The 18,032-nt window shown below is 74.4% G+C and carries 16 protein-coding genes; 4 read left to right on the plus strand and 12 right to left on the minus strand.

Annotated elements, in window-relative coordinates:
- Positions 1-3: 3 nt before the first annotated feature.
- Positions 4-2,229 (minus strand): hypothetical protein, encoded by a 2,226-nt coding sequence (locus tag O7611_RS10375; RefSeq protein WP_269696686.1) that lies wholly within the window; start codon positions 2,227-2,229, stop codon positions 4-6.
- A 208-nt stretch (positions 2,230-2,437) separates the two neighbouring features.
- On the opposite strand from O7611_RS10375, the gene O7611_RS10380 reads away from it, so the two are divergent.
- Both O7611_RS10380 and O7611_RS10385 read left to right on the plus strand, forming a co-directional pair.
- Entirely contained in the window at positions 2,438-3,340 is a 903-nt protein-coding gene (locus tag O7611_RS10380) for a redoxin (RefSeq protein ID WP_269696687.1), read from the plus strand.
- 22 nt (positions 3,341-3,362) lie between these two features.
- Positions 3,363-4,586, plus strand: coding sequence for an epoxide hydrolase family protein (locus O7611_RS10385; protein ID WP_269696688.1), 1,224 nt, complete (start codon positions 3,363-3,365; stop codon positions 4,584-4,586).
- Between the two features lie 57 nt (positions 4,587-4,643).
- Here the strand turns inward: O7611_RS10385 and O7611_RS10390 are convergent, their stop codons facing one another.
- Both O7611_RS10390 and O7611_RS10395 read right to left on the minus strand, forming a co-directional pair.
- Positions 4,644-5,609 (minus strand): golvesin C-terminal-like domain-containing protein, encoded by a 966-nt coding sequence (locus tag O7611_RS10390; protein ID WP_030268833.1) that lies wholly within the window; start codon positions 5,607-5,609, stop codon positions 4,644-4,646.
- Positions 5,609-5,761 (minus strand): hypothetical protein, encoded by a 153-nt coding sequence (locus O7611_RS10395; RefSeq protein WP_194799931.1) that lies wholly within the window; start codon positions 5,759-5,761, stop codon positions 5,609-5,611. The genes O7611_RS10390 and O7611_RS10395 overlap by 1 nt, the downstream gene beginning before the upstream one ends.
- 209 nt (positions 5,762-5,970) lie before the next feature.
- On the opposite strand from O7611_RS10395, the gene O7611_RS10400 reads away from it, so the two are divergent.
- Positions 5,971-7,209 carry a glycoside hydrolase domain-containing protein gene (locus O7611_RS10400; protein WP_194799933.1) on the plus strand — a complete coding sequence of 413 codons (1,239 nt, stop codon included), beginning with the start codon at positions 5,971-5,973 and terminating at the stop codon, positions 7,207-7,209.
- Between the two features lie 55 nt (positions 7,210-7,264).
- Here O7611_RS10400 and O7611_RS10405 read toward each other — a convergent pair whose 3' ends face one another.
- The gene (locus tag O7611_RS10405; RefSeq protein ID WP_194799934.1) at positions 7,265-8,155 is read right to left on the minus strand and encodes an SGNH/GDSL hydrolase family protein; all 891 of its coding nucleotides are present in this window, start codon (positions 8,153-8,155) and stop codon (positions 7,265-7,267) included.
- Positions 8,156-8,553: 398 nt separating this feature from the next.
- On the opposite strand from O7611_RS10405, the gene O7611_RS10410 reads away from it, so the two are divergent.
- The gene (locus tag O7611_RS10410) at positions 8,554-9,588 is read left to right on the plus strand and encodes a hypothetical protein (RefSeq protein WP_269696689.1); all 1,035 of its coding nucleotides are present in this window, start codon (positions 8,554-8,556) and stop codon (positions 9,586-9,588) included.
- Between the two features lie 55 nt (positions 9,589-9,643).
- Here the strand turns inward: O7611_RS10410 and O7611_RS10415 are convergent, their stop codons facing one another.
- The 8 genes from O7611_RS10415 to O7611_RS10450 form a co-directional block, all read right to left on the minus strand.
- Complete coding sequence (locus O7611_RS10415) at positions 9,644-11,494, minus strand: AfsR/SARP family transcriptional regulator (RefSeq protein WP_194799936.1); 1,851 nt, start codon at positions 11,492-11,494, stop codon at positions 9,644-9,646.
- A gap of 101 nt (positions 11,495-11,595) precedes the next feature.
- Positions 11,596-12,552 (minus strand): Gfo/Idh/MocA family protein, encoded by a 957-nt coding sequence (locus O7611_RS10420; protein WP_269696690.1) that lies wholly within the window; start codon positions 12,550-12,552, stop codon positions 11,596-11,598.
- On the minus strand, positions 12,536-13,438 hold the full coding sequence (locus O7611_RS10425; RefSeq protein WP_269696691.1) for an inositol monophosphatase family protein: 903 nt from the start codon (positions 13,436-13,438) through the stop codon (positions 12,536-12,538). The genes O7611_RS10420 and O7611_RS10425 overlap by 17 nt, the downstream gene beginning before the upstream one ends.
- Positions 13,435-13,968 carry a flavin reductase family protein gene (locus tag O7611_RS10430; RefSeq protein ID WP_269696692.1) on the minus strand — a complete coding sequence of 178 codons (534 nt, stop codon included), beginning with the start codon at positions 13,966-13,968 and terminating at the stop codon, positions 13,435-13,437. Before O7611_RS10430 ends, O7611_RS10425 begins: the two co-directional genes overlap by 4 nt.
- On the minus strand, positions 13,968-15,458 hold the full coding sequence (locus O7611_RS10435) for an amino acid adenylation domain-containing protein (RefSeq protein ID WP_194799940.1): 1,491 nt from the start codon (positions 15,456-15,458) through the stop codon (positions 13,968-13,970). The genes O7611_RS10430 and O7611_RS10435 overlap by 1 nt, the downstream gene beginning before the upstream one ends.
- A 66-nt stretch (positions 15,459-15,524) precedes the next feature.
- Entirely contained in the window at positions 15,525-16,625 is a 1,101-nt protein-coding gene (locus O7611_RS10440; RefSeq protein ID WP_194799941.1) for an acyl-CoA dehydrogenase family protein, read from the minus strand.
- Positions 16,618-17,778: an acyl-CoA dehydrogenase family protein gene (locus O7611_RS10445; protein WP_269696693.1), complete on the minus strand. Its 1,161-nt coding sequence runs from the start codon at positions 17,776-17,778 to the stop codon at positions 16,618-16,620. The genes O7611_RS10440 and O7611_RS10445 overlap by 8 nt, the downstream gene beginning before the upstream one ends.
- A complete protein-coding gene (locus O7611_RS10450) occupies positions 17,775-18,029 on the minus strand; it encodes a phosphopantetheine-binding protein (RefSeq protein WP_135239575.1) in 255 nt (84 codons plus the stop codon). Before O7611_RS10450 ends, O7611_RS10445 begins: the two co-directional genes overlap by 4 nt.
- Positions 18,030-18,032: the final 3 nt, after the last annotated feature.

The following is an 18,032-nucleotide window of genomic DNA, read 5'->3' on the forward strand; positions in this document are numbered from 1 at the left end:
GCGTCACGGCCCGGCGGCGCGCAGCCGCCCGGCCAGGTCCCGCACCGTCTCGGCGTACGCCGGGTCGTCCTCGGACGGGAGATGACCCTTGATCGGTGGCGGGACGCTGTCCCAGGGCGGGGCCACCAGGCTCTCCGGATCCCGGAGACGACGGTCCACAGTCGCCTCCGGGCCGGTGACGCGGGCCGGCTCGTCCGGGCGGTGCGGGGAGAAGATCCAGCCGCCCAGCGCGTCGGTGTCGCGCCACAGGTTGCGCCACCGCCAGCCGACCCGGCCGCCGATCCCGCGCAGCATCTCGCCGCCGACGTAGGCGGGGAACAGCCGGGCGTAGAGCCGGCGCAGCGGCGAGCTGTAGGTGAGCAGGGCGACCCGCGAGCTGACCTCCGCCGGCAGTTGCAGAACGGTGGCGGCGACGAGCACCGAGCCGTGGCTGTAGCCGGAGAGCAGCACCCCGTTGCCGCTGTGCACCAGGTACGTGATGCGCCGGGCCAGCTCCGGCACGGCCCGCTCGGCGTAACAGGGCGGTGCGAACGGATGCGCCGCCCGGGGCCAGAACGTGGCCAGGTCGAAGAGCACGCCGACGTGGTGCCGGAACCCGGGACTGCGGTAGGCGAAGATCCCGGCGAGGATGAGGGCCAGCACCGCCGCCGAGATCGCCACCCCGCCCACCTCGATACCGAACATGACCAGCTCCGCCGGCACGTGCGTGCGGTGCTCCAGCGTCTCGCCCGGATCGGGACGGACCAGCGCCATCGCGGTGGTCGCCGCGCCCAGTCCGGCCATGACGGCGAACAGCACCGCCAGCGGCACCAGCAGGTCGGTGAACCGGGCCCGCACGATCATCGTCCGGACCTGCCGCAGCCGGGGCGCCGCCTCGGCCGGCGGCGACGGGAAGTCCCGCTCGACGATCGCCTCGGCGGCCCGCGTCCGGCCGCGCCTGGACACCAGCGCCACCACGGCCGCGACCACCAGGGTCACCAGCAGCGCCCGGAAGAAGCCGTAGATCGCCCAGGTGTACGCGTGCGCCGGACCCGGTATGTCGTCCGCCGGGGACACGCCCCGGTCCAGCAGGTCGGCGGTGCGCTGGACCAGCTCGGCGGAGTACGCCACCGCGAGCCCGCCCGCCGCCGCGGCGACCACGAGCGCCCCGAGGCCGTTCGGCGGCTGGTGGCCGCGGACCCGTAGGCGGTGCCAGATCAGCACCGCGGCCAGGCCGCCGAGCAGTACCGCGTGCGTGACCAGCAGCCAGGTCAGGATCGAGCCGTAGCCGGGCAGCCCGCCGCCGGTACGCCAGCGGGCCGGGGCGAACAGCAGGTACCCGGCCACCACGACGGTGAGCCCGATCGCGGTGCCGCGCAGCACCCGGGCGACCCGGTCGCGTCGCGGGTCGGTGGGCGCCCGGTCGACGAGCGGCGGCACGCAGACCAGGACCAGGCAGGCGAGCAGCACCGCGCCGGTGACCGCCAGCAGCACCGCCACCGTGGGCGGGACGCCCTGCGCGGCCCGGGCGGCGAGGAGACAGCCGTCGAGGGTGGCGAAGGCCGCCGCGATGTGGATCGAGCGCAGCCGGCCCATCAGCGGCTCGGTGTCCCACTGGCCGATCGTGCTCAGCGGGGGCCCGGCGGACGCTCGCTCCGGCGCCCGGAACGCGGTGAACGAGCGGCCCGGCCGCCGGGCGCCCCACCAGACCAGGCTCACCGCGGCGGACGGGACCAGCGCCAGCACCACGAGCCGCAGCCCGACCGGCCGGCCGCCCATCCAGGACAGCCACTCCCGGTCGGCGACGCAGGCCGGGACGGACAGGCACTGCCAGGCCACCAGGTCCAGCGCGACCCCGGCCCCGGCGAGCACGTACAGCGCGGTCAGGCTCAACCCCAGTACCCGGCACAGCGCCCGCACCACCGCGCCGCCGACGGCGTCCCCCGGCCGCATCCACACGGCCACGTTGAGCAGCATGAAGGGCATCAGGAACAGCAGCGAGAGGGTACGCAGCGCGGTGCCGGACGGCAGGTCGTTCCACTGGTACGCCTCCAGCGTCACCCCGCTCGCGCCGCGCCCGTCGGCCAGGTCCGGACGGGGACGGTAGAAGCCGGCGCTGCGGTCGCCCGCGACCTGCCGGACCAGCGGCCTGCCCAGCACCTCGGCGGCCCCGCCCGCGGAGACCCCGTGCACCCGCAGCTCCACCACCTCGCCCGGTGGGGCCTGCGCCCGCCCTGGTCCAGCCGTCATCGACCCTCCGCGACGTCCCGGCCGCCCACGCCGCCTGCACGGCCCGCCCTCGGGTGGCGCAGCGTCCTACCCGGCCGGGCCGGAGGCAAACGCCCGCGCGGGCCCGGCGGACGTCCGTTCGAAGCCCCGCCGTCCGGGTAACCGCCGCCGGACGTACTCGGGAGGGAGATCGGATGACCGGCACACCATCACCGCGCGGCGCGCCCGGATGACGGGGGTCACGGCGGCGACCCGGCTGCCGCCGATCGACGTCAGCCGGTGGGTGAACTCGGCGCCGCTGACGCCGCAGGAGCTGCGTGGGCGCGTGGTCCTGGTGGACGTCTGGGAGTACACCTGCGTGAACTGGATCCGCACCTCCCCGTACGTGCGGGCGTGGCACCGTGACTACCGCGACCTGGGGCTCACGGTGATCGGCGCGCACGCGCCGGAGTTCGGCTTCGGCCGGCTTCCGGAGAACATCGACCGGGCGATCCGCGACCACGGGCTCACCTACCCGATCGCGATCGACGACGACTACACGTTCTGGCGTGCCCTGCGCAACGACGCCTGGCCGGCGAGGTACCTCTTCGACGCCGACGGGCGGCTGGCCGACCGCTGGGTCGGCGAGGGCGGCTACGACCGGACCGAGTCGCTGATCCGGCGGCTGGTCGAGGCCGCCACGCCCACTCCCGCGCTGCCGCCGGTCACCCCGGAGGTGACCGCGTTCGTGACCGGCCCGCAGCCCACGTACGCGGGGATCACCCCGGAGACCTATCTCGGCGCGGACCGGGGTGTGCCCGGCACGTACGAGCTGACCGGCGACTGGCGGGTCGAGGGCGAGTACGTCGAGACGGGCGGCGCCGGTGCGGAACTGGTCCTGCCGTTCACCGCCGGTGAGGTGAACCTGGTGGCCGACCCGGGACCGGAGGGACCGGTAGTGGTTCGGGTGCTGCTGGACGGGAAACCGGCAGCCGACGCGCGCGGCACCGACGTGGGACCGGACGGCCGGGCCCGGGTCGACCGGGCGGCCATGTTCCGGCTGGTCGACGGCGCGACGCCGGGGGAGCACCGGCTCACCCTGCGCGCCGAGCGGCCCGGTCTGCGCGCGTACGTCTTCACGTTCGGTCCCTGACCCGACCCGAGGAGGACAGCCCGTGGCCGTCAAGACCATGACGCGTACCGGCACCGACATCCGCGAGTTCCGTGTCGACGTGCCGGAGGAGGACCTGGCGGACCTGCGGTCCCGGCTCGCGGCCACCCGCTGGCCGGAGCGGCAGACAGTCGACGACCAGTCGCAGGGCGTGCCGCTGGAGACGAGTCAGGCGCTCGCCCGCTACTGGGCCACCGAGTACGACTGGCGCAAGGTCGAGGCGCGGCTGAACGACCTGCCGAACTTCGTCACCGAGATCGACGGCCTGGACATCCACTTCATCCACGTCCGGTCCCGGCACGCCGACGCGCTGCCGCTGATCGTCACGCACGGCTGGCCGGGGTCGGTGATCGAACAGCTGAAGATCATCGGCCCGCTCACCGACCCGACGGCACACGGCGGCAGCGCCTCGGACGCGTTCCACCTGGTGATCCCGTCGATGCCCGGCTACGGCTTCTCCGGCAAGCCGGACCGGCCCGGCTGGGACCCGCAGCACGTCGCCCGCGCCTGGACCGAACTGATGCGGCGGCTGGGCTACACCCGCTTCGTGGCCCAGGGCGGCGACTGGGGCGCGCTGATCACCGACATGCTCGGCGTGCAGGCGCCGCCGGAACTCGCCGGCATCCACACGAACATGCCCTGCGTGGTGCCGCCGGACATCGACGCGCTGCTGCAGAGCGGCATCACCGGCGTGAACAACCCCCTCGAGGAGCTGCCGGCCGGGCTCTCGACCGAGGAGCGGGCCGCCTGCGAGCGGATCGACTTCTTCTGGAAGCACTCCGCGTACGCGCTGATCATGACGACCCGTCCGGAGACGCTCACGGCGCTCGCCGACTCGCCGGTCGGCCTGGCGACGTTCATGCTCGACCACGACGCGGCCAGCCTGGACCTGATCTGCGCCGCCTTCGCCGGGCGGCCCGGCGGGCTGAGCCGCGACGACATCCTGGACAATGTCACGCTCTACTGGCTGACCAACACGGGCGTGTCGTCGGCCCGGCTCTACGCGCAGAACGCGCTGTCGTTCTTCGCTGCCAAGGGCGTCCAGGTGCCGGCCGCGGTGAGCCAGTTCCCGGACGAGATCCTGCTCGCGCCGCGCAGCTGGGCGGAGCGGGCGTACCCGAACCTGATCCACTACAACACGCTGGACCGGGGTGGGCACTTCGTCGCCTGGGAGCAGCCGGAGCTGTTCGCCCAGGAGATGCGGGCGGCCTTCCGGTCGCTGCGCTGACCGACGGCGGACGCGGCCGGGTGGGGCGCCCACCCGGCCGCGTCGGTACGCCCGGACTCAGACCTCGGTCAGCCGGACCGCGTCGGCGATGACCAGGCCGGCGGCGGAGCTCCACCGGCTGACCGCGACGCGGTTGGCGTCCCCGGCCGGCAGCGTGAACGTGCCGAGCGAGCGCCACTGCCCGCCGGTGGCCCGCTGGTCGACCACCACCGTCCGATTGCCGGTGGTGGTGGCGACGATGTACGGCGTGGCCGCGTTGTAGCCCGCGTTCGCCGGCCACCACGCCTCGACCCGGTAGTTGCCGGTACGCGGGACGTTGAACTTGTACCAGGCCGCGTCGCTCGCGGCGACCGGGTCCGCGTAGCGGTAGTCGGCGCCGTAGCGCTGCCCGGAGTACGTCGAGGTGCCCCAGCTCGCGCTGGCGGTGAACCGGCCGGCGGTGGCGTTGTCCACGATCGACGTCCAGCCGGTGCCACCGCCGGCCATCTTGGCGGCCACGTCGGCGCGCATCGTGTTCAGGTCGATGAAGGACGGGTCGATCTTGCCGGTGGTGCTGGTCTCCCGGTGGCCGCGGGCGTAGCTGGAGTCCCGGCCGAGCCGCTTGAGCACGGCGGCGGTGGCCGCGATGCTCGCGTTGTACTGGGCGGTGGTCATCCGCTGGTCGACGCCGTTGTAGTCGATCTCCCACCCGATCATCAGGGTGTTGCCGTCCCCGGCCGGGATCGGGCCGCTGCCGCCGCTGGTGCCGGCGTGGTTGCACCGGCCGGCGGAGATCACGTGGAACACGCCGTGGTAGTCCACGAGCGCCTGGCAGAGCGGGCCGGGCAGGTCGGACCGGCCGTTGATGCAGATGTTCAGCGCCGGGTGCGGGTTGGTGGCGCTGGACGTGGCGGCGGTGTGGTGCCAGAGCACGCCGATCGGGTCGAACGAACCGGAGCGCATCCGGTTGAGCCAGTCGCCCTCGACCACGACCTGTACGCCGGCGCCGCGCAGCACGTCCACGAGCCAGGGAATGGTGGCCATCACTGCTCCCCGAGCAGGTCGGCGAGGCACTCGGCCTTCGGCGCGGCGTGCGCCGTACCGGGACGGACGGCCACCGCGAGGGCGGCTGCCACCAGGGCGGGTACGCCGAGCAGACCTCGGCGTCGCAGACGGGGGGATCGTGACGTGGACATGGCGCTCCTCGGGTGACGACGCTCACCGATCGACGGATGTGAGTGCGGGCACGCTATACCGGCACCCGCCGTTCTGTCGATACCCTTCAATGATCGTTTCCGTCGTGAAAACTTTCGCCACCGCCATCTGTCGCCATTCGTCGATGCGTGGTAGAAATCCTGCCCAAGTCTCGCCGTCGAGCGAGGAATCCTTCACAGGAGGGGCGCCGATGAGAGCGATCGCCACGGCCCTGACACTTCTCGCCGTGCTCGCGGCCACGGCCCCGGCCGCGCCTGCCGCCGCGGCCGGGACGCCGGCCGCCGTCGCCGCGGTCGGCCCGCAGCCCGGCACCTTCACCGGCAAGGGCTTCGACACGTGCACCGCGCCGTCGCAGGCCGCGATGGACGCCTGGCTGAGCGCGTCGCCGTACCGCGCGGTCGGCGTCTACATCAGCGGCGCCAGCCGCACCTGCGCCCAGCCGAACCTGACCGCGACCTGGGTCGCCGACCAGACCCGCAAGGGCTGGCGGCTCATCCCGATCGAACTGGGCTACCAGGCACCGTGCGGCACCCGTACGCCGAAGATGTCCGCCGACCCTGCCACCGCCCGCGGGCAGGGGAGGACCGCTGCGGACAGCGCGGCCGCCGCCGCCGCGGCGCTCGGCATCGGCGCGGGCAGCACGCTCTACAACGACGTCGAGCAGTACCCGTCGAACGCGAGCTGCCGGGCCGCCGTGCTCTCCTTCCTCTCCGGCTGGGTCGAGCGGCTGCACACGCGCGGCTACCTCGCCGGCATGTACTCCAGCGGCTCGTCCGGCATCACCGACGTCTGCGCCGCCTACGACGACACCCGGTACCTGCGCCTGGACCAGATCTGGATCGCCTGGTGGAACGGCGTCGCGGACACCGACGGGGGCACGTACTGCGCCGACGACCGCTACGCCGACCAGCAGCGCCTGCACCAGTACGCCGGGGACGTCACCGAGACGTGGGGCGGCGTGACCATGAAGATCGACCGCAACTACCTCGACCTCCGGGCCGGCACGGCGACGCCCGCGCCGTGGAGCGTGACAGTGGACAACGCCACGTCGGGCGGGTTCAGCGCGGGCGCGGCGTGGGGCACGTCGGCGTACTCCGGGCAGCGGTACGGCGCCGACTACCGCTTCGCCACGCCGGTGGCGTCCAGCGACGTGGCCTGGTTCCGGGCGAGCCTGCCCGCGACCGGCTCCTACGAGGTGTCGGTGTGGTACCCGGCCGACCCCGGCTACAACGACCGCACCCCGTACCTGGTCGCCACCACGACCGGCAACCGGTCGGTGGCGGTCGACCAGCGCACCGGTGGCGGACGCTGGGTCTCGCTCGGCGTGTTCACGCTCGCCGCCGGGACCGGGGACAAGGTCGGGGTGAGCCGCTGGAGCGCCGGCGCCGGCTACGTGGTCGCCGACGCGGTCCGCATCACCCGGGTGTGAGGCCGCCGAACCGTGAGCCGGCTCCGCCTCGGCGGGGCCGGCTCACGGCGTGCTGTCAGCTCAGGTGCGCCAGCAGGGCGGTGGCCATGCCCTGCTCACCGCGGGCGTTCGGGTGGAACGGCGCGGCGGAGTTCTGCGGCACCAGTCCCTCCACCCAGCGGGTGCCGCTGCTCTTGCACGCGTCCCGCCCGATCGACGGCGTGTAGACGTCGGCGTAGCTCGCCCCGCCCGCCGCCGCGGTGTCGGCGAGCATCGTGTTCAGTGCCTTCTGGACCCCGCGCAGGTACGGCACGTCCTGGTAGGCGATCGGCACCACCGGCCAGCAACCGTACCCGCTGTCGGGCAGGATCGCCGGGTAGCCGAGCACCACCACGCGCGCGTTCGGCGCGGCCTGGCGGACCGCCCGCAGGACGGCCGTCACCTTCGGCGCGGTGGCGGCGATCCGGGCCCGCAACTGGTCCGTGCCGCCCGCGGTGAACCGGTCCTTGCAGGGCGATCCGAGCGGGCTGCTCACGCTCGCCTCGGCGCAGTCGCCGATGATGCCGGAGAAGCCGATGTCGTTGCCACCGATCTGGACGGTCACCAGCGCGGTGGCCGAGGTGACGGCGTTCACCTGCGGCGGCAGCGCGATGCCCAGCGCGCCGTCCCCGCCGTACAGGATGTCCTCCGTGGTGGCGCCGGAGCAGCTCACGTCGGCGAACGACGACGAACCGGCGGACGTCGCGACCAGGGACGGGTAGTTGCGGTTGGAGCGCAGGCAGTTCAGGTCGACCTGGGTGGGCACGAGCGGTGCGGAGGTGTAGGAGTCGCCGAGCGCGACGTAACGCCCGGCGGGTGCGGCGGCGACGGCGGGTGCGGCGACGGTGAGCAGCACGCCGGCGGTGGCCGCGGCGACCGCGGCGAGTCTGGTGGCGGTCCGCATCAGCGGCAGGCGGGGACGGATCATGGGGCCCTCCCGGAGGGGTCCTGGTGGTGGTGCTGGGATTCTGTCCGCGCCTGTGACATGCGTCAATATAGACGATACTCACTAAGTGGCGGTCCAGGATGTGGTCCGCCGCCGCCCCGCCGGCGTCGGCCGGTGTCGCGTACGTCACACTTTTCGGCGTCGTGGATGCCGGGTACAGGTCGATCGCCGATCGGTCGATCCGTTGCGTCACAACGGTCCCCGGCCCGTCACGCCTGATGGGCGGGCGGATGCCGGATCCGGGCGCGCACGCACCGGAGTGACCCCGGCACGGCTGGTGAAGAACGTATCGAATGTCGGCGATCGTGAATTTGCAGGCGTCATTACGCTGCGGGGTGGTTGATCGCCGGAACCACGGACGACAGGTGGAAGAACCTCAGATGAGTGACAATCACCCTCCCTACGGAGGCTATCCGGACCCGAACGCCGGAGCGTGGGGCAACCAGCCCGACCCGAACGCCCCGTACGGCGCGCAGCCGGCCTCCGGCGCACCCTACGGCTCGCAGCCGGCATCGGGTGCGCCCTACGGTGCGCAGCCCGCGTCGGGCGCCCCCTACGGCGCCCAGCCGGGGTCGGGTGCCCCGTACGGCGCGCAGCCGGGGTCGGGCGCTCCGTACGGCGCGCAGCCCGCGGCGCCGTACCCGGGTCAGCCGGGCTACCCCGGGCCGGCGCCGTACGCGCCCACCCCGCCCCCGAGCGGCGGCAAGAGCAAGGGCCTCATCGTCGGCCTCGCCGCCGGCGCGGTCACGCTGACGCTGCTGTGCTGCGGCGGCGGCCTCGCCTACGTCGCCTTCAACGGTGACGAGGAGGACCCGAAGCCGGTTGCCTCGGGCAGCGCCACCCCCGGGCCGGACAACAGTCCGTCCGCGACCCCCAGTGCGGGCGGGCCGGAGTCGACCGGGCCGGACGGGCCCACAAACAACGACTCGATCACCGCGCGGTACGCCAGCGAGATGTCGGCGGTCTGCGACGGGGGAGCGATCCTCAACGCCGCGCCGTACACCGCGCCGGCGGGCTCGAAGGCGTACGTCTTCTCCAACTCCCCGGACCGGCCGTCGTTCTGGTCGCAGAAGACGATCAGCTCGGCCAAGCCGTACTACGCGAAGTCGGCCGACTTCGCCACGGTGTCGGTCATCGGCTGCCTCAAGATGGTCGAGGGCAGCGAGGGCACGCCGAAGAAGTGCCAGTACAAGAACAGCGAGGACAAGGTCGTCACCGTCGACTACATCTCCTCGCGGTACACCCTGACCTTCCACGCCGCCAAGACCGGCGAGAAGGTCGGTGACGGCGGCACGGTGACCGCGCCCGCCGCCCGGTGCCCGAGCTTCATCTCCTACAACAAGGTGACGATGAAGTCGTACGCGTCGCCGGACAGCGGCACCATCGAGGCCGCGCTGGACCGCTTCCTCAAGTAGGTGACACCCGGTCGCGGTGTGCGGGTCGGACCGACCCGCACACCGCGACCGGCGTTCAGGCCGGACGCGGCCGGCCGTGCGCGTCCACGCGCTCGCGGGCGAACAGCCGCAGCAGCTCCGGCAGGTGGAGACGCTCGTCCGGGGCGCCGGGGTCGACCGGCACCAGCAGATTGTGCTGGACCAGATGCTCCACCATCCGGTTGGCCTGCTGCCGGGGCAGGCGCAGGATCTCCACCGCGCTGGCCGGGGTGATGAACGAGTCGGTGCGGGCCAGCGCGTGCAGCGCCCGGCGGGCGTCGACGTCCAGCGCCTGGTAGCTGACCGAGAGGCTGTCGCGTACCGAGATGTCCCCGACGGACAGCTCGGACAGCCGGTTCTCCTCGTCCTCCAGATGCGCGGCGAAGCCGGGCAGGGCGACGTCGGGCTGGGTGACGAGCCGGCTGCCGACGATCCGCAGGGCCAGCGGCAGCCGGTCGCAGGCCGCCGCGATCCGGCCGAACACCTCCGGCTGTTCCCGTACCCGGCGCTCGCCCGCGATCGTGGCGAGTAGTTCCACCGCGTCGGCCCGGTCGAGCGCGCCGAGCGTCAGCCGCCAGCCGACGTCCAGGTCCAGCAGGCGCTGCCGGCTGTTGATCAGCACCAGGCTGCGACCCGCCCCGGGCAGCAGCGGACGCACCTGCTGCGCGCAGTCGACGTCGTCGATGATGAGCAGCAGCCGCCGGCCGGCGAGCGCGCACCGCAGCACGGCCGAGCGCTCCCGGATGTCCTCGGACACGTCGGTCAGCGGCACGCCCAGCTCGACCAGCAGCTCCCGGATCAGCTCCCCGCTGCCGCGCGGCGGCTCGTCGCCGCTGTCGAAGCTGACGAAGAGCTGACCGTCGGGGAAGAGGTCGGCCAGGTCGTACCCGCTGCTCACCGAGAACGACGACTTGCCGACGCCCGGCGCGCCGGAGACGAGCACGACCCCGGCGTGCTCGTCGGCGCCGGCCGGGTCGGCGATCCCCTCGGCGATGGCGCGCAACTGGCCCGCCGTGGTGTCCCGGCCGACCAGGGACGGCGGTTTCATCGGCAGGGCCTGCGGGCTCGGCGGCGGGTCGGGCGGCGACGCGGGCCCGGCGCCGAGGGCCGCCGGCCAGCCGGCCGGTGGACGGACCTCGGCGGACTCCGCGTCCAGTGCGGTCTGGAGGGCGCCCTGGAGGGTGGGACCGGGGTCGACGCCGAGTTCGTCGACGATGCCGCGCCGGGCCTGCTGGTACACGGCCAGCGCCTCGGCCACGCGCCCCTCCAAGGTCAGCGCGGTCACCAGTTGCGCCTGCCGGCGTTCGTCGAGCGGCTCCTCGGCCACCATCCGGCGCAGCGGCGGGATGACCCGGGCCGGCTGACCCAGCCGCAGGCGCAGGTCGATCAGCTCGGTCGTCATCTCCCGGTGCTGTTCCCGCAGCGCCGTGACGGTCGCGCCGAGGTCGGTGCCGAGATCCGCCAGGTCCTCCAGCGGATGCCCGCCCCACAGCTCGACCGCCCGGTCGAACAGGTCGGCGGCGGCCTCGGGGCGGTCCCCCCGCGCGGCCCGGCGGGCCTCGTCGGCGAGACGCCGGAACCGCAGCAGATCCAGCTCGTCCTCGTCGACCCGCAGGTGGTAGCCGGTGCCGTCGTGGACCAGCCGGTCGGCCGAGTCGCCACCGCGGTCCAGCGTCTGCCGGAGCCGGTGCACGTACGTGCGCAGGTTGCGGACCGCCGACGCGGGCGGCGCGTCCGGCCAGAGGCCGTCGACCAGCCGGGATGTGGGGACCGTACGTCCCGGGCTCAGCAGCAGTACGGCGAGCAGGAGGCGGGGCTTGGTGCCGGTGAGCGTGACCGGCCGGTCGTCCACATGAACGGTCAACGGGCCGAGAACACTGAACCGCATCGATGCATTCCCCCGCTCCGCAGTACCGTCCACAGTGTGGTGTACCGATGGATTTCCCACCTTCGGCTGGGGAATGCCTCGCTCCCAGATGGTGCAAGTAGTCACCGATCGGTGTGTACTTCGTGACCCCGAGTCAGCTGTGCCGTCGCCCGCCGCGCCGCGTCGAGCACCGCCACCGCGTCCGCCACCCCGGCACCCGCCGACCGGCCCTCCCGGACCAGCCCGGCGAAGTCCTCCGCCTGACGGGCCAGGGCCGCGTACATGGTGGCGTCCCCGTCGGCCGGGTCGAGGAAGGTCAGCCGCTCGTGGTCGCGGGTGCCGAAGACCTCCACCGTCGCCATGTCGCCGCCCCGGTGGTGCCGGCCGAGCGACACCAGCGCGGTGCCGCCGCCGGACAGGCCGAGCAAGGCCTGCGCGCTGTCCACGTCCCGGCCGCGTACCGCCGGGTCGGTGACCGGACCGGCCGGCTGCACCGCGAGCCGGTCGATCTCCTGCCCGGTCAGCCACCGGATCTGGTCGAACTCGTGCACGCCCATGTCCACGAAGATCCCGCCGCTACCGGTCCGGAACGCCGCCGCCGGTGGTTCACCGTCCCACTGCGCCGCGGCCACGAACAGGATCTCGCCGAGCTCGCCGCCGGACATCCGCTCCCGCAGCCGTCGTAGCTGCGGGACGAACCGGCGCCAGTAGGCGACCTGGAACGGGATCCCGGCCGCGGCGGCCACCCGGCCCGTCTCCGCCGCCTCGGCCGGGCCGAGCCCGGCCGGCTTCTCGCACAGCACCGGCAGTCCCGCCTTGGCGGCCGCCGCGACCAGCGCGCCGTGCCGCCCGGTGGGCGCGGTCACCAGGAGACCGTCCGGCACGGCGTCCGCGAGCAGGTCCTCCACGCTCGGGTACGCCGGCAGCCCGGCGGCGGTGACCGCCTCCCGTGCCGCCGGAACCGGATCGACCACGTACCGGATCCGGACGGCCGGGTGGTCGGCCAGGGCCCGCAGGTGGTGGTGGCCCATCCGGCCCGCCCCCACCAGTGCCAGCCGGAACTCATCGCTGCCGGTCATCGTCGGTTCCCCTCTCCTCGTCGGTGTCGGTATCGGCTTCGTCGGTGCTGTCGGCGCCGCTGCGGCTGTCGATGCCGTCGCGGCCGTCCGCGCCGTCGTCGCCCAGCCAGCCGGCCAGCGCGGCCACCACGGCCGGCGCGCCGGTGGCGAAGACCACGAACCCGTCGTGGGCCCACCGCCGGCTCACGCCGCCGGCGGCCTCGACCAGCGCGGCGCCGGCCGCGATGTCCCACGGCGCGGGGTCGAAGCTGACGAACGCGTCCAGCTCGCCGCGGGCCACCGCCGCCAGGTCACAGACCGTCGAGCCGGTGTTGCGCAGGTCGGCGACGCGGGGCGCGACGCCCACGAGCGCCTGGTACGCCCGCCGTCGCGGCCCCGGCGCGTTCGGCACCGCGAACGCCACCAGGGCGTGCCCCGGCTCGGCCTCGTGGTTCACCGCGACCGGTGCGTCGCCGTCGAGCGCGCCGTCGTCGTCGAGTACCAGGCAGGCGCCGGTGGCCGGTTGCAGCACGGTGGCCGCGACCACCCGGCCGTCGCCCACGTCGCAGCCGGTCGCCACCGCGATGCTGACCGCGTAGCGGCTCGCCCCGTGGCTGAAGTTCAGCGTGCCGTCGAGCGGGTCGACGATCCAGCGCAGGCCGGAGCAGCCGTCGCTGGCCCCGGACTCCTCGGCCAGCACGGCGTCCTGCGGCCGGTCGCGGGCGAGCAGGCCGAGGATGGCCCGCTCGCTGGCGTGGTCGGCGCTGGTCACCGGGTCCTGGGCCGCGCCGCCCTTGTGTTCGGTCTGCAAGCCCTTGCCGCGCGCCTCGCGGATCGCGTCCGCCCCGGCCCGCGCCGCGCGCAGGCTCAGGTGGCGCAGGTCGCCGGGAGCGGCACCGATGCTCATCGCGTCACCTGCGCTTCCCGCGGCGCGGCGACCCGGGCGTAGCCGCCGTCCACGAACAGCAGCGGCGGGGTCGGCCGCAGCAGACCGGCGGAGCGGACCGCGCCCATCAGCACCGCGTGGTCACCGGCCGGATTCGCGGAGACCGCCTCGCAACCGAAGTACGCCACCCCGTCGGTCAGGCGCGGGCAACCGGTCGCCCGCTCGTCGTCGTACGCCACACCCGCGAAACCCTCGGCGCCCGCAGGCCGGCCCCGGCTGGCGAACCAGGCCGCCTCCTCGCGCTGGTCGTCGCCGAGCACCGTCACCGCGAACCGGCCGGTACGCCGCACCGCGCCGAGCAGCCGGCAGTCCCGCCGCAGGCAGACCAGCAGCATCCGGGGCGACAGCGACACGGTGGTGAAGGAGTTGACTGTCATCCCCACCGGTCCGTCGGGCCCGACGGCGGTCGCCACCGCCACTCCGGTGGCGAAGCGCCCGGCCACCGAGCGGAACGCCCGTTCCTGGTCCTGTCCCTTTCCTGTGCCGGTCATCACCGTGCTCCTCTCGTCGCGCCGCCGACCAGGTCGGCGGCCCGCCGTCGGTCGGTCTTGCCGTTGGCGTTCATGGGCAGCGCGGCCACGTGGTGGATCCGCGCCGGCACCATGTAGGCGGGCAGACGCTCCGCGCACCTGCGGGTCAGCTCGCCGGTGATCCCGGCGGCGCCGGTGTAGACCGCGCGCAGGGAGACGTCGTCGCCCGCGCCGAACGCCAGCACCACCGCGTCCTGCACCCCCGGGTGGCCGCGCAGGACCATCTCGATCTCGCCCAGCTCGATCCGGTAGCCGCGCAGCTTCACCTGGTCGTCCAGGCGGCCGTGGTGCACGAACGTGCCGTGCTCGCGCCGGACCCGGTCACCGGTGCGGTAGTACCGGCGGCCGGCGTACGTGACGAACCGGCCGTCGTCGTCGGCCGGGTCGAGGTAGCCGTCGAACCGCTGCGGCCCGTGCACGCACAGCTCGCCGTCGTCCACGCCGACGGCGCCGTCCTCGGCGCGCAGGATCGCGTCCAGCCCGGGGTGCGCGTCGCCGATCGGCACGGTGCCGTTGGAGGTGGCCGGCCAGGCCGCCGGATCCGCCGGCAGCCGGTGACCGGTGCAGGTCACGGTCAGCTCGGTGGGACCGTAGAGGTTCTCCACCACGCTGCCCGGCGCCGCCGCCGCCCACGCCCGCGCCTGCTCCAGCGTCAGCGCCTCGCCGGCGAAGAGGCTGTGCCGCAGACCGGGCATGGCGCCGGGGGAGAGCATCCGCATCCGGCGGGCCAGCGAGACCACCGAGGGCACCGAGAACCAGTGCGTGATCCGCCGTTCGTTGACGAACCGCACCGGCGTCAGCACCTCGTCCGGCTGCGGCACCACGAGCGTGGCACCACCGCCCCAGGCGACGAACATGTCGAACACGGACGGGTCGAAGGTCAGGTCGAAGGTCTGCGACAGCCGGTCACCAGGGCCGACGGGGTAGCGGTCCCGGCAGTACGCGAGGAACGCGTCCACGTTGCGGTGCCGGACCGGCACGCCCTTGGGCCGCCCGGTCGAGCCGGAGGTGAACAGCAGGTACGCCACGTCGTCCGGCGCCACCGGGGCGGCCGGCGGCGGGACGGCGGGCGCGCCGTCGAGGCGTACCGTCACGGCGTCGCCCGCGACCTGCGCCGCGGTCGCGGCGCCGGCGTCGTCGACCACGAGCGCGTCCACGCCCGCGTCCCGGCACTGCCGGGCGGTGCGGGCCGGTGGGAAGGCCGGGTTGAGCGGCACCACCGCCGCTCCGGCGCGCAGCGCGGCCAGATATCCGGCGTACGCGGGCAGGCTGCGGGCGGCCAGCAGGCCGACCGCGCGCGGTCGGTGGCCCACCTCGGCGTGGATCCGCCCGGCGAGGCCGTCGGCGAGGTCGCGCAGCCGGCGGTAGGTCACCGGCTCCCCGCCGACCTCCAGCGCGACCGCTTCGGGCACGCGTGCCACGGTCCGCTCGAACCAGGAGTAGAGACTCACGGCGTTGCTCCCTTCACTGTGCTGTCGTCGATCGGTCTTCCGGCGCACCGGCGCGGGACGTCGTGCTCAGGTCACCGTGCCCACGAGTTCGTCGGCGTGGTCGGCGATGCCGGCGAGCATCGCGCCGGTGGCGCCACCGGCGATGCCGAACATGGCCGCCTCGGTACGCAGCTGCGCCTCCCCGCCGTCGCGGAACGCGTCCGCGCCGCGCAGGCGCACCGCCTCGGCGGCGACCCGGTCCACGGTCTCGGCGGCGCTGACCTTGAGCAGCATCCCGGTGACCGCGGACGGGACGGCGGCCGGCGCGTCCAGCAGCGGCGCGCACAGCGCGTCGAGCTGGTGCGTGGCGACCAGGCACCGGGCGTACCGCTCGCGGACCGCCGGGCGGTCCCACAGCGTGCCCGCCCCGGCCGGCCGCCGCCGCAGCCAGTCGTGCAGGCCCGCCAGCATCCGGTGGCACATCGCCCGGGCCCACAGCGCCCCGGCGACCCGTTCGACGCCGACCTGCCGGGCGAACCCGGCCAGCGCCCGGCCGGGGCGGCCCAGCACGGCGTCCGGGCCCAGCGCCACGCCGGCGAAGCGCAGGTGGCCCACGCCGGACCCGGCGAACGCCCGCCCGGCGGACTCGGCCGTCACGCCCGGCGCGGCGGCGGGCACCAGCACCCAGCAGAAGCTGGTGAAGTGCCGCGCCTCGCGGTGCCGGGCCAGCACCAGCGCCGCGTCGCAGCTCGTCGCGTTGGTGATCCAGTCCTTGCCGCCGTCCAGGACGGCGCCGTCGTCGCCGGGCTTCACCCGGGTCGTGGCGTCGAGCAGGTCCGAGCCCGACCCGGCGGCGTCGGTGACGGCCAGCGCCACCACCGTCTCGCCGCGCAGCATGCCGCGCCGCGCGGTCTCCGCCGGGCCGGTCGCGCCGGCCAGCAGCGGCAGTACGGTGGCGACCTGCACGCAGACCGACAGCGTCACGCCGAGCGGGCACCGGGCGTCCAGTTCGGTGAGCAGCGCCGACAGCCGTCGGGGGTCCGGCTGGACGCCGTCCGGATAGAGCGCCTCGACGATCCCGGCGGCGCCCAGCGCGCGCCACACCGCGCCGGGGTCGGTGGGATCCGCACCGGACAGGGCGGCCCGCACCGCGGCGGCGTCGTCCCCGGCCGGCGTCGGCTCAGGCAAGACGCACCCCCGGGTCGCGCAGCGACAACGCCCCGTTGGCCAGGCGCAGCCGGTCGTTGGCGTAGTTCAGCGAGGCCGAGCGCAGATCCCGGAAGGCGCGCTCCAACGTCAGCGGCGAGTCGGTCAGGTAGCCGTGGCGTAGGCCGGTCAGCTCGACCAGCTCGTCGGCGGCGGCGAAGGACTCCTCCGCCGCCCGGATCTTCAGCGTGTTGAGCAGCAGTTGCACCGGCGCCGCCGACATGTCCGGCGCGTCGGTGACCACCGCGACGGTGTGCCGCAGCAGCGCGTGCGCCGCGTCCAGCCGGGTGCGGATGCCGGCCAGCCGCAGCAGCACCAGCTCGGAGGAGGGGGCGAACTGGCGCCGTCCCGCCTCGCTGCGGGCGTGCCGCAGCACCCGGGCGTACGCACCGGCCGCCGCGCCGATCCAGGCCGCCGACCAGCCGACGTGGGCCAGCGGCGCGAAGACCCGGGTGGCGATCTCCCGGAACCCGCCGTGCTCGCCGATGACCTGCCACTGCGGCACCGCGCCGCGCAGCCGCATCGGCACGCTGTGCGTGGCCCGCATGCCCAGCGGGCGCCACCCGCCGGTCACCTCGGTCTCCACCTGGTCCCGGTCGGCGTAGACCAGGTCCACCTGGGCGGCCGAGCCGGCCCCCGGCGCGCGGGTGGTGATGAGGAAGGCGTCCGCGTAGGGGCCGCCGGTCACGATCGGCGCCTGCCTGTCGATCAGCAGCATCTCGCCGTCGTGCTCCAGCGCCGACTCGGCGGTCAGCAGGTGCCCGCCCTTGCCGGCCTCGGTGGTGACCGAGCCGAGATACCGCTCGCCCCGGGCCACCGCCGGCAGCACCTCGGCACGCAGCTTCTCCCCGCCGTACGCGGTGATGGCGGCGACCTGCTGGCAGTGCATGGCGAAGACCATCGCCACCGACATGTCCACCCGGCCCAGCGTCAGCGTGACGTCGACAAGGTCCGTCAGCGTGCCGCCGGCACCGCCCTCGGCGGCCGGGACCAGCAGTCCCAGCAGCCCGGTACGGCGCATGGCGGTCAGCGCCTCGGTGGGGAAGGCGGCGTCCTCGTCGGACTGGCGGGCATGCTCCGCAGCCACGTCGGCGACGGTCTCGACGGCCGGGGCGTACCCGGCGGGCGCGGTCATCGGGAACCACCGCCGACCGGGGCGCGCAGCTCCTCGACCACGCCCCACAGCCCGCCGGCCGTGGCGAAGGTCGAGTCGACCAGCTTGTCGTCGGGCACGGCCACGCCGAACGTGTCCTCGATGGCGAACAGCAGCTCGATCTCGCGCATGGAGTCCAGGCCGAGGTCGCGCAGGCGCGACTCCTCGGTGATCTCGTCCGCGCCGGCGAACTTGAGGAACGGGCGGAGCAACTCGGTGAATTCGGCGTTCATTGA

The organism is Micromonospora sp. WMMC273 (assembly GCF_027460285.1).
GTDB lineage: Bacteria > Actinomycetota > Actinomycetes > Mycobacteriales > Micromonosporaceae > Micromonospora > Micromonospora aurantiaca.

Excerpts from the sequence above, each read along its gene's own strand:
- O7611_RS10415 (WP_194799936.1), bottom strand. The coding sequence starts at position 11,494 with ATGCGGTTCAGTGTTCTCGGCCCGTTGACCGTTCATGTGGACGACCGG.
- O7611_RS10420 (WP_269696690.1), bottom strand. The coding sequence starts at position 12,552 with ATGACCGGCAGCGATGAGTTCCGGCTGGCACTGGTGGGGGCGGGCCGG.
- O7611_RS10380 (WP_269696687.1), top strand. The coding sequence starts at position 2,438 with ATGACGGGGGTCACGGCGGCGACCCGGCTGCCGCCGATCGACGTCAGC.
- O7611_RS10430 (WP_269696692.1), bottom strand. The coding sequence starts at position 13,968 with ATGACCGGCACAGGAAAGGGACAGGACCAGGAACGGGCGTTCCGCTCG.
- O7611_RS10400 (WP_194799933.1), top strand. The coding sequence starts at position 5,971 with ATGAGAGCGATCGCCACGGCCCTGACACTTCTCGCCGTGCTCGCGGCC.
- O7611_RS10425 (WP_269696691.1), bottom strand. The coding sequence starts at position 13,438 with ATGAGCATCGGTGCCGCTCCCGGCGACCTGCGCCACCTGAGCCTGCGC.
- O7611_RS10405 (WP_194799934.1), bottom strand. The coding sequence starts at position 8,155 with ATGATCCGTCCCCGCCTGCCGCTGATGCGGACCGCCACCAGACTCGCC.
- O7611_RS10395 (WP_194799931.1), bottom strand. The coding sequence starts at position 5,761 with ATGTCCACGTCACGATCCCCCCGTCTGCGACGCCGAGGTCTGCTCGGC.
- O7611_RS10410 (WP_269696689.1), top strand. The coding sequence starts at position 8,554 with ATGAGTGACAATCACCCTCCCTACGGAGGCTATCCGGACCCGAACGCC.
- O7611_RS10445 (WP_269696693.1), bottom strand. The coding sequence starts at position 17,778 with ATGACCGCGCCCGCCGGGTACGCCCCGGCCGTCGAGACCGTCGCCGAC.
- O7611_RS10390 (WP_030268833.1), bottom strand. The coding sequence starts at position 5,609 with ATGGCCACCATTCCCTGGCTCGTGGACGTGCTGCGCGGCGCCGGCGTA.
- O7611_RS10450 (WP_135239575.1), bottom strand. The coding sequence starts at position 18,029 with ATGAACGCCGAATTCACCGAGTTGCTCCGCCCGTTCCTCAAGTTCGCC.
- O7611_RS10375 (WP_269696686.1), bottom strand. The coding sequence starts at position 2,229 with ATGACGGCTGGACCAGGGCGGGCGCAGGCCCCACCGGGCGAGGTGGTG.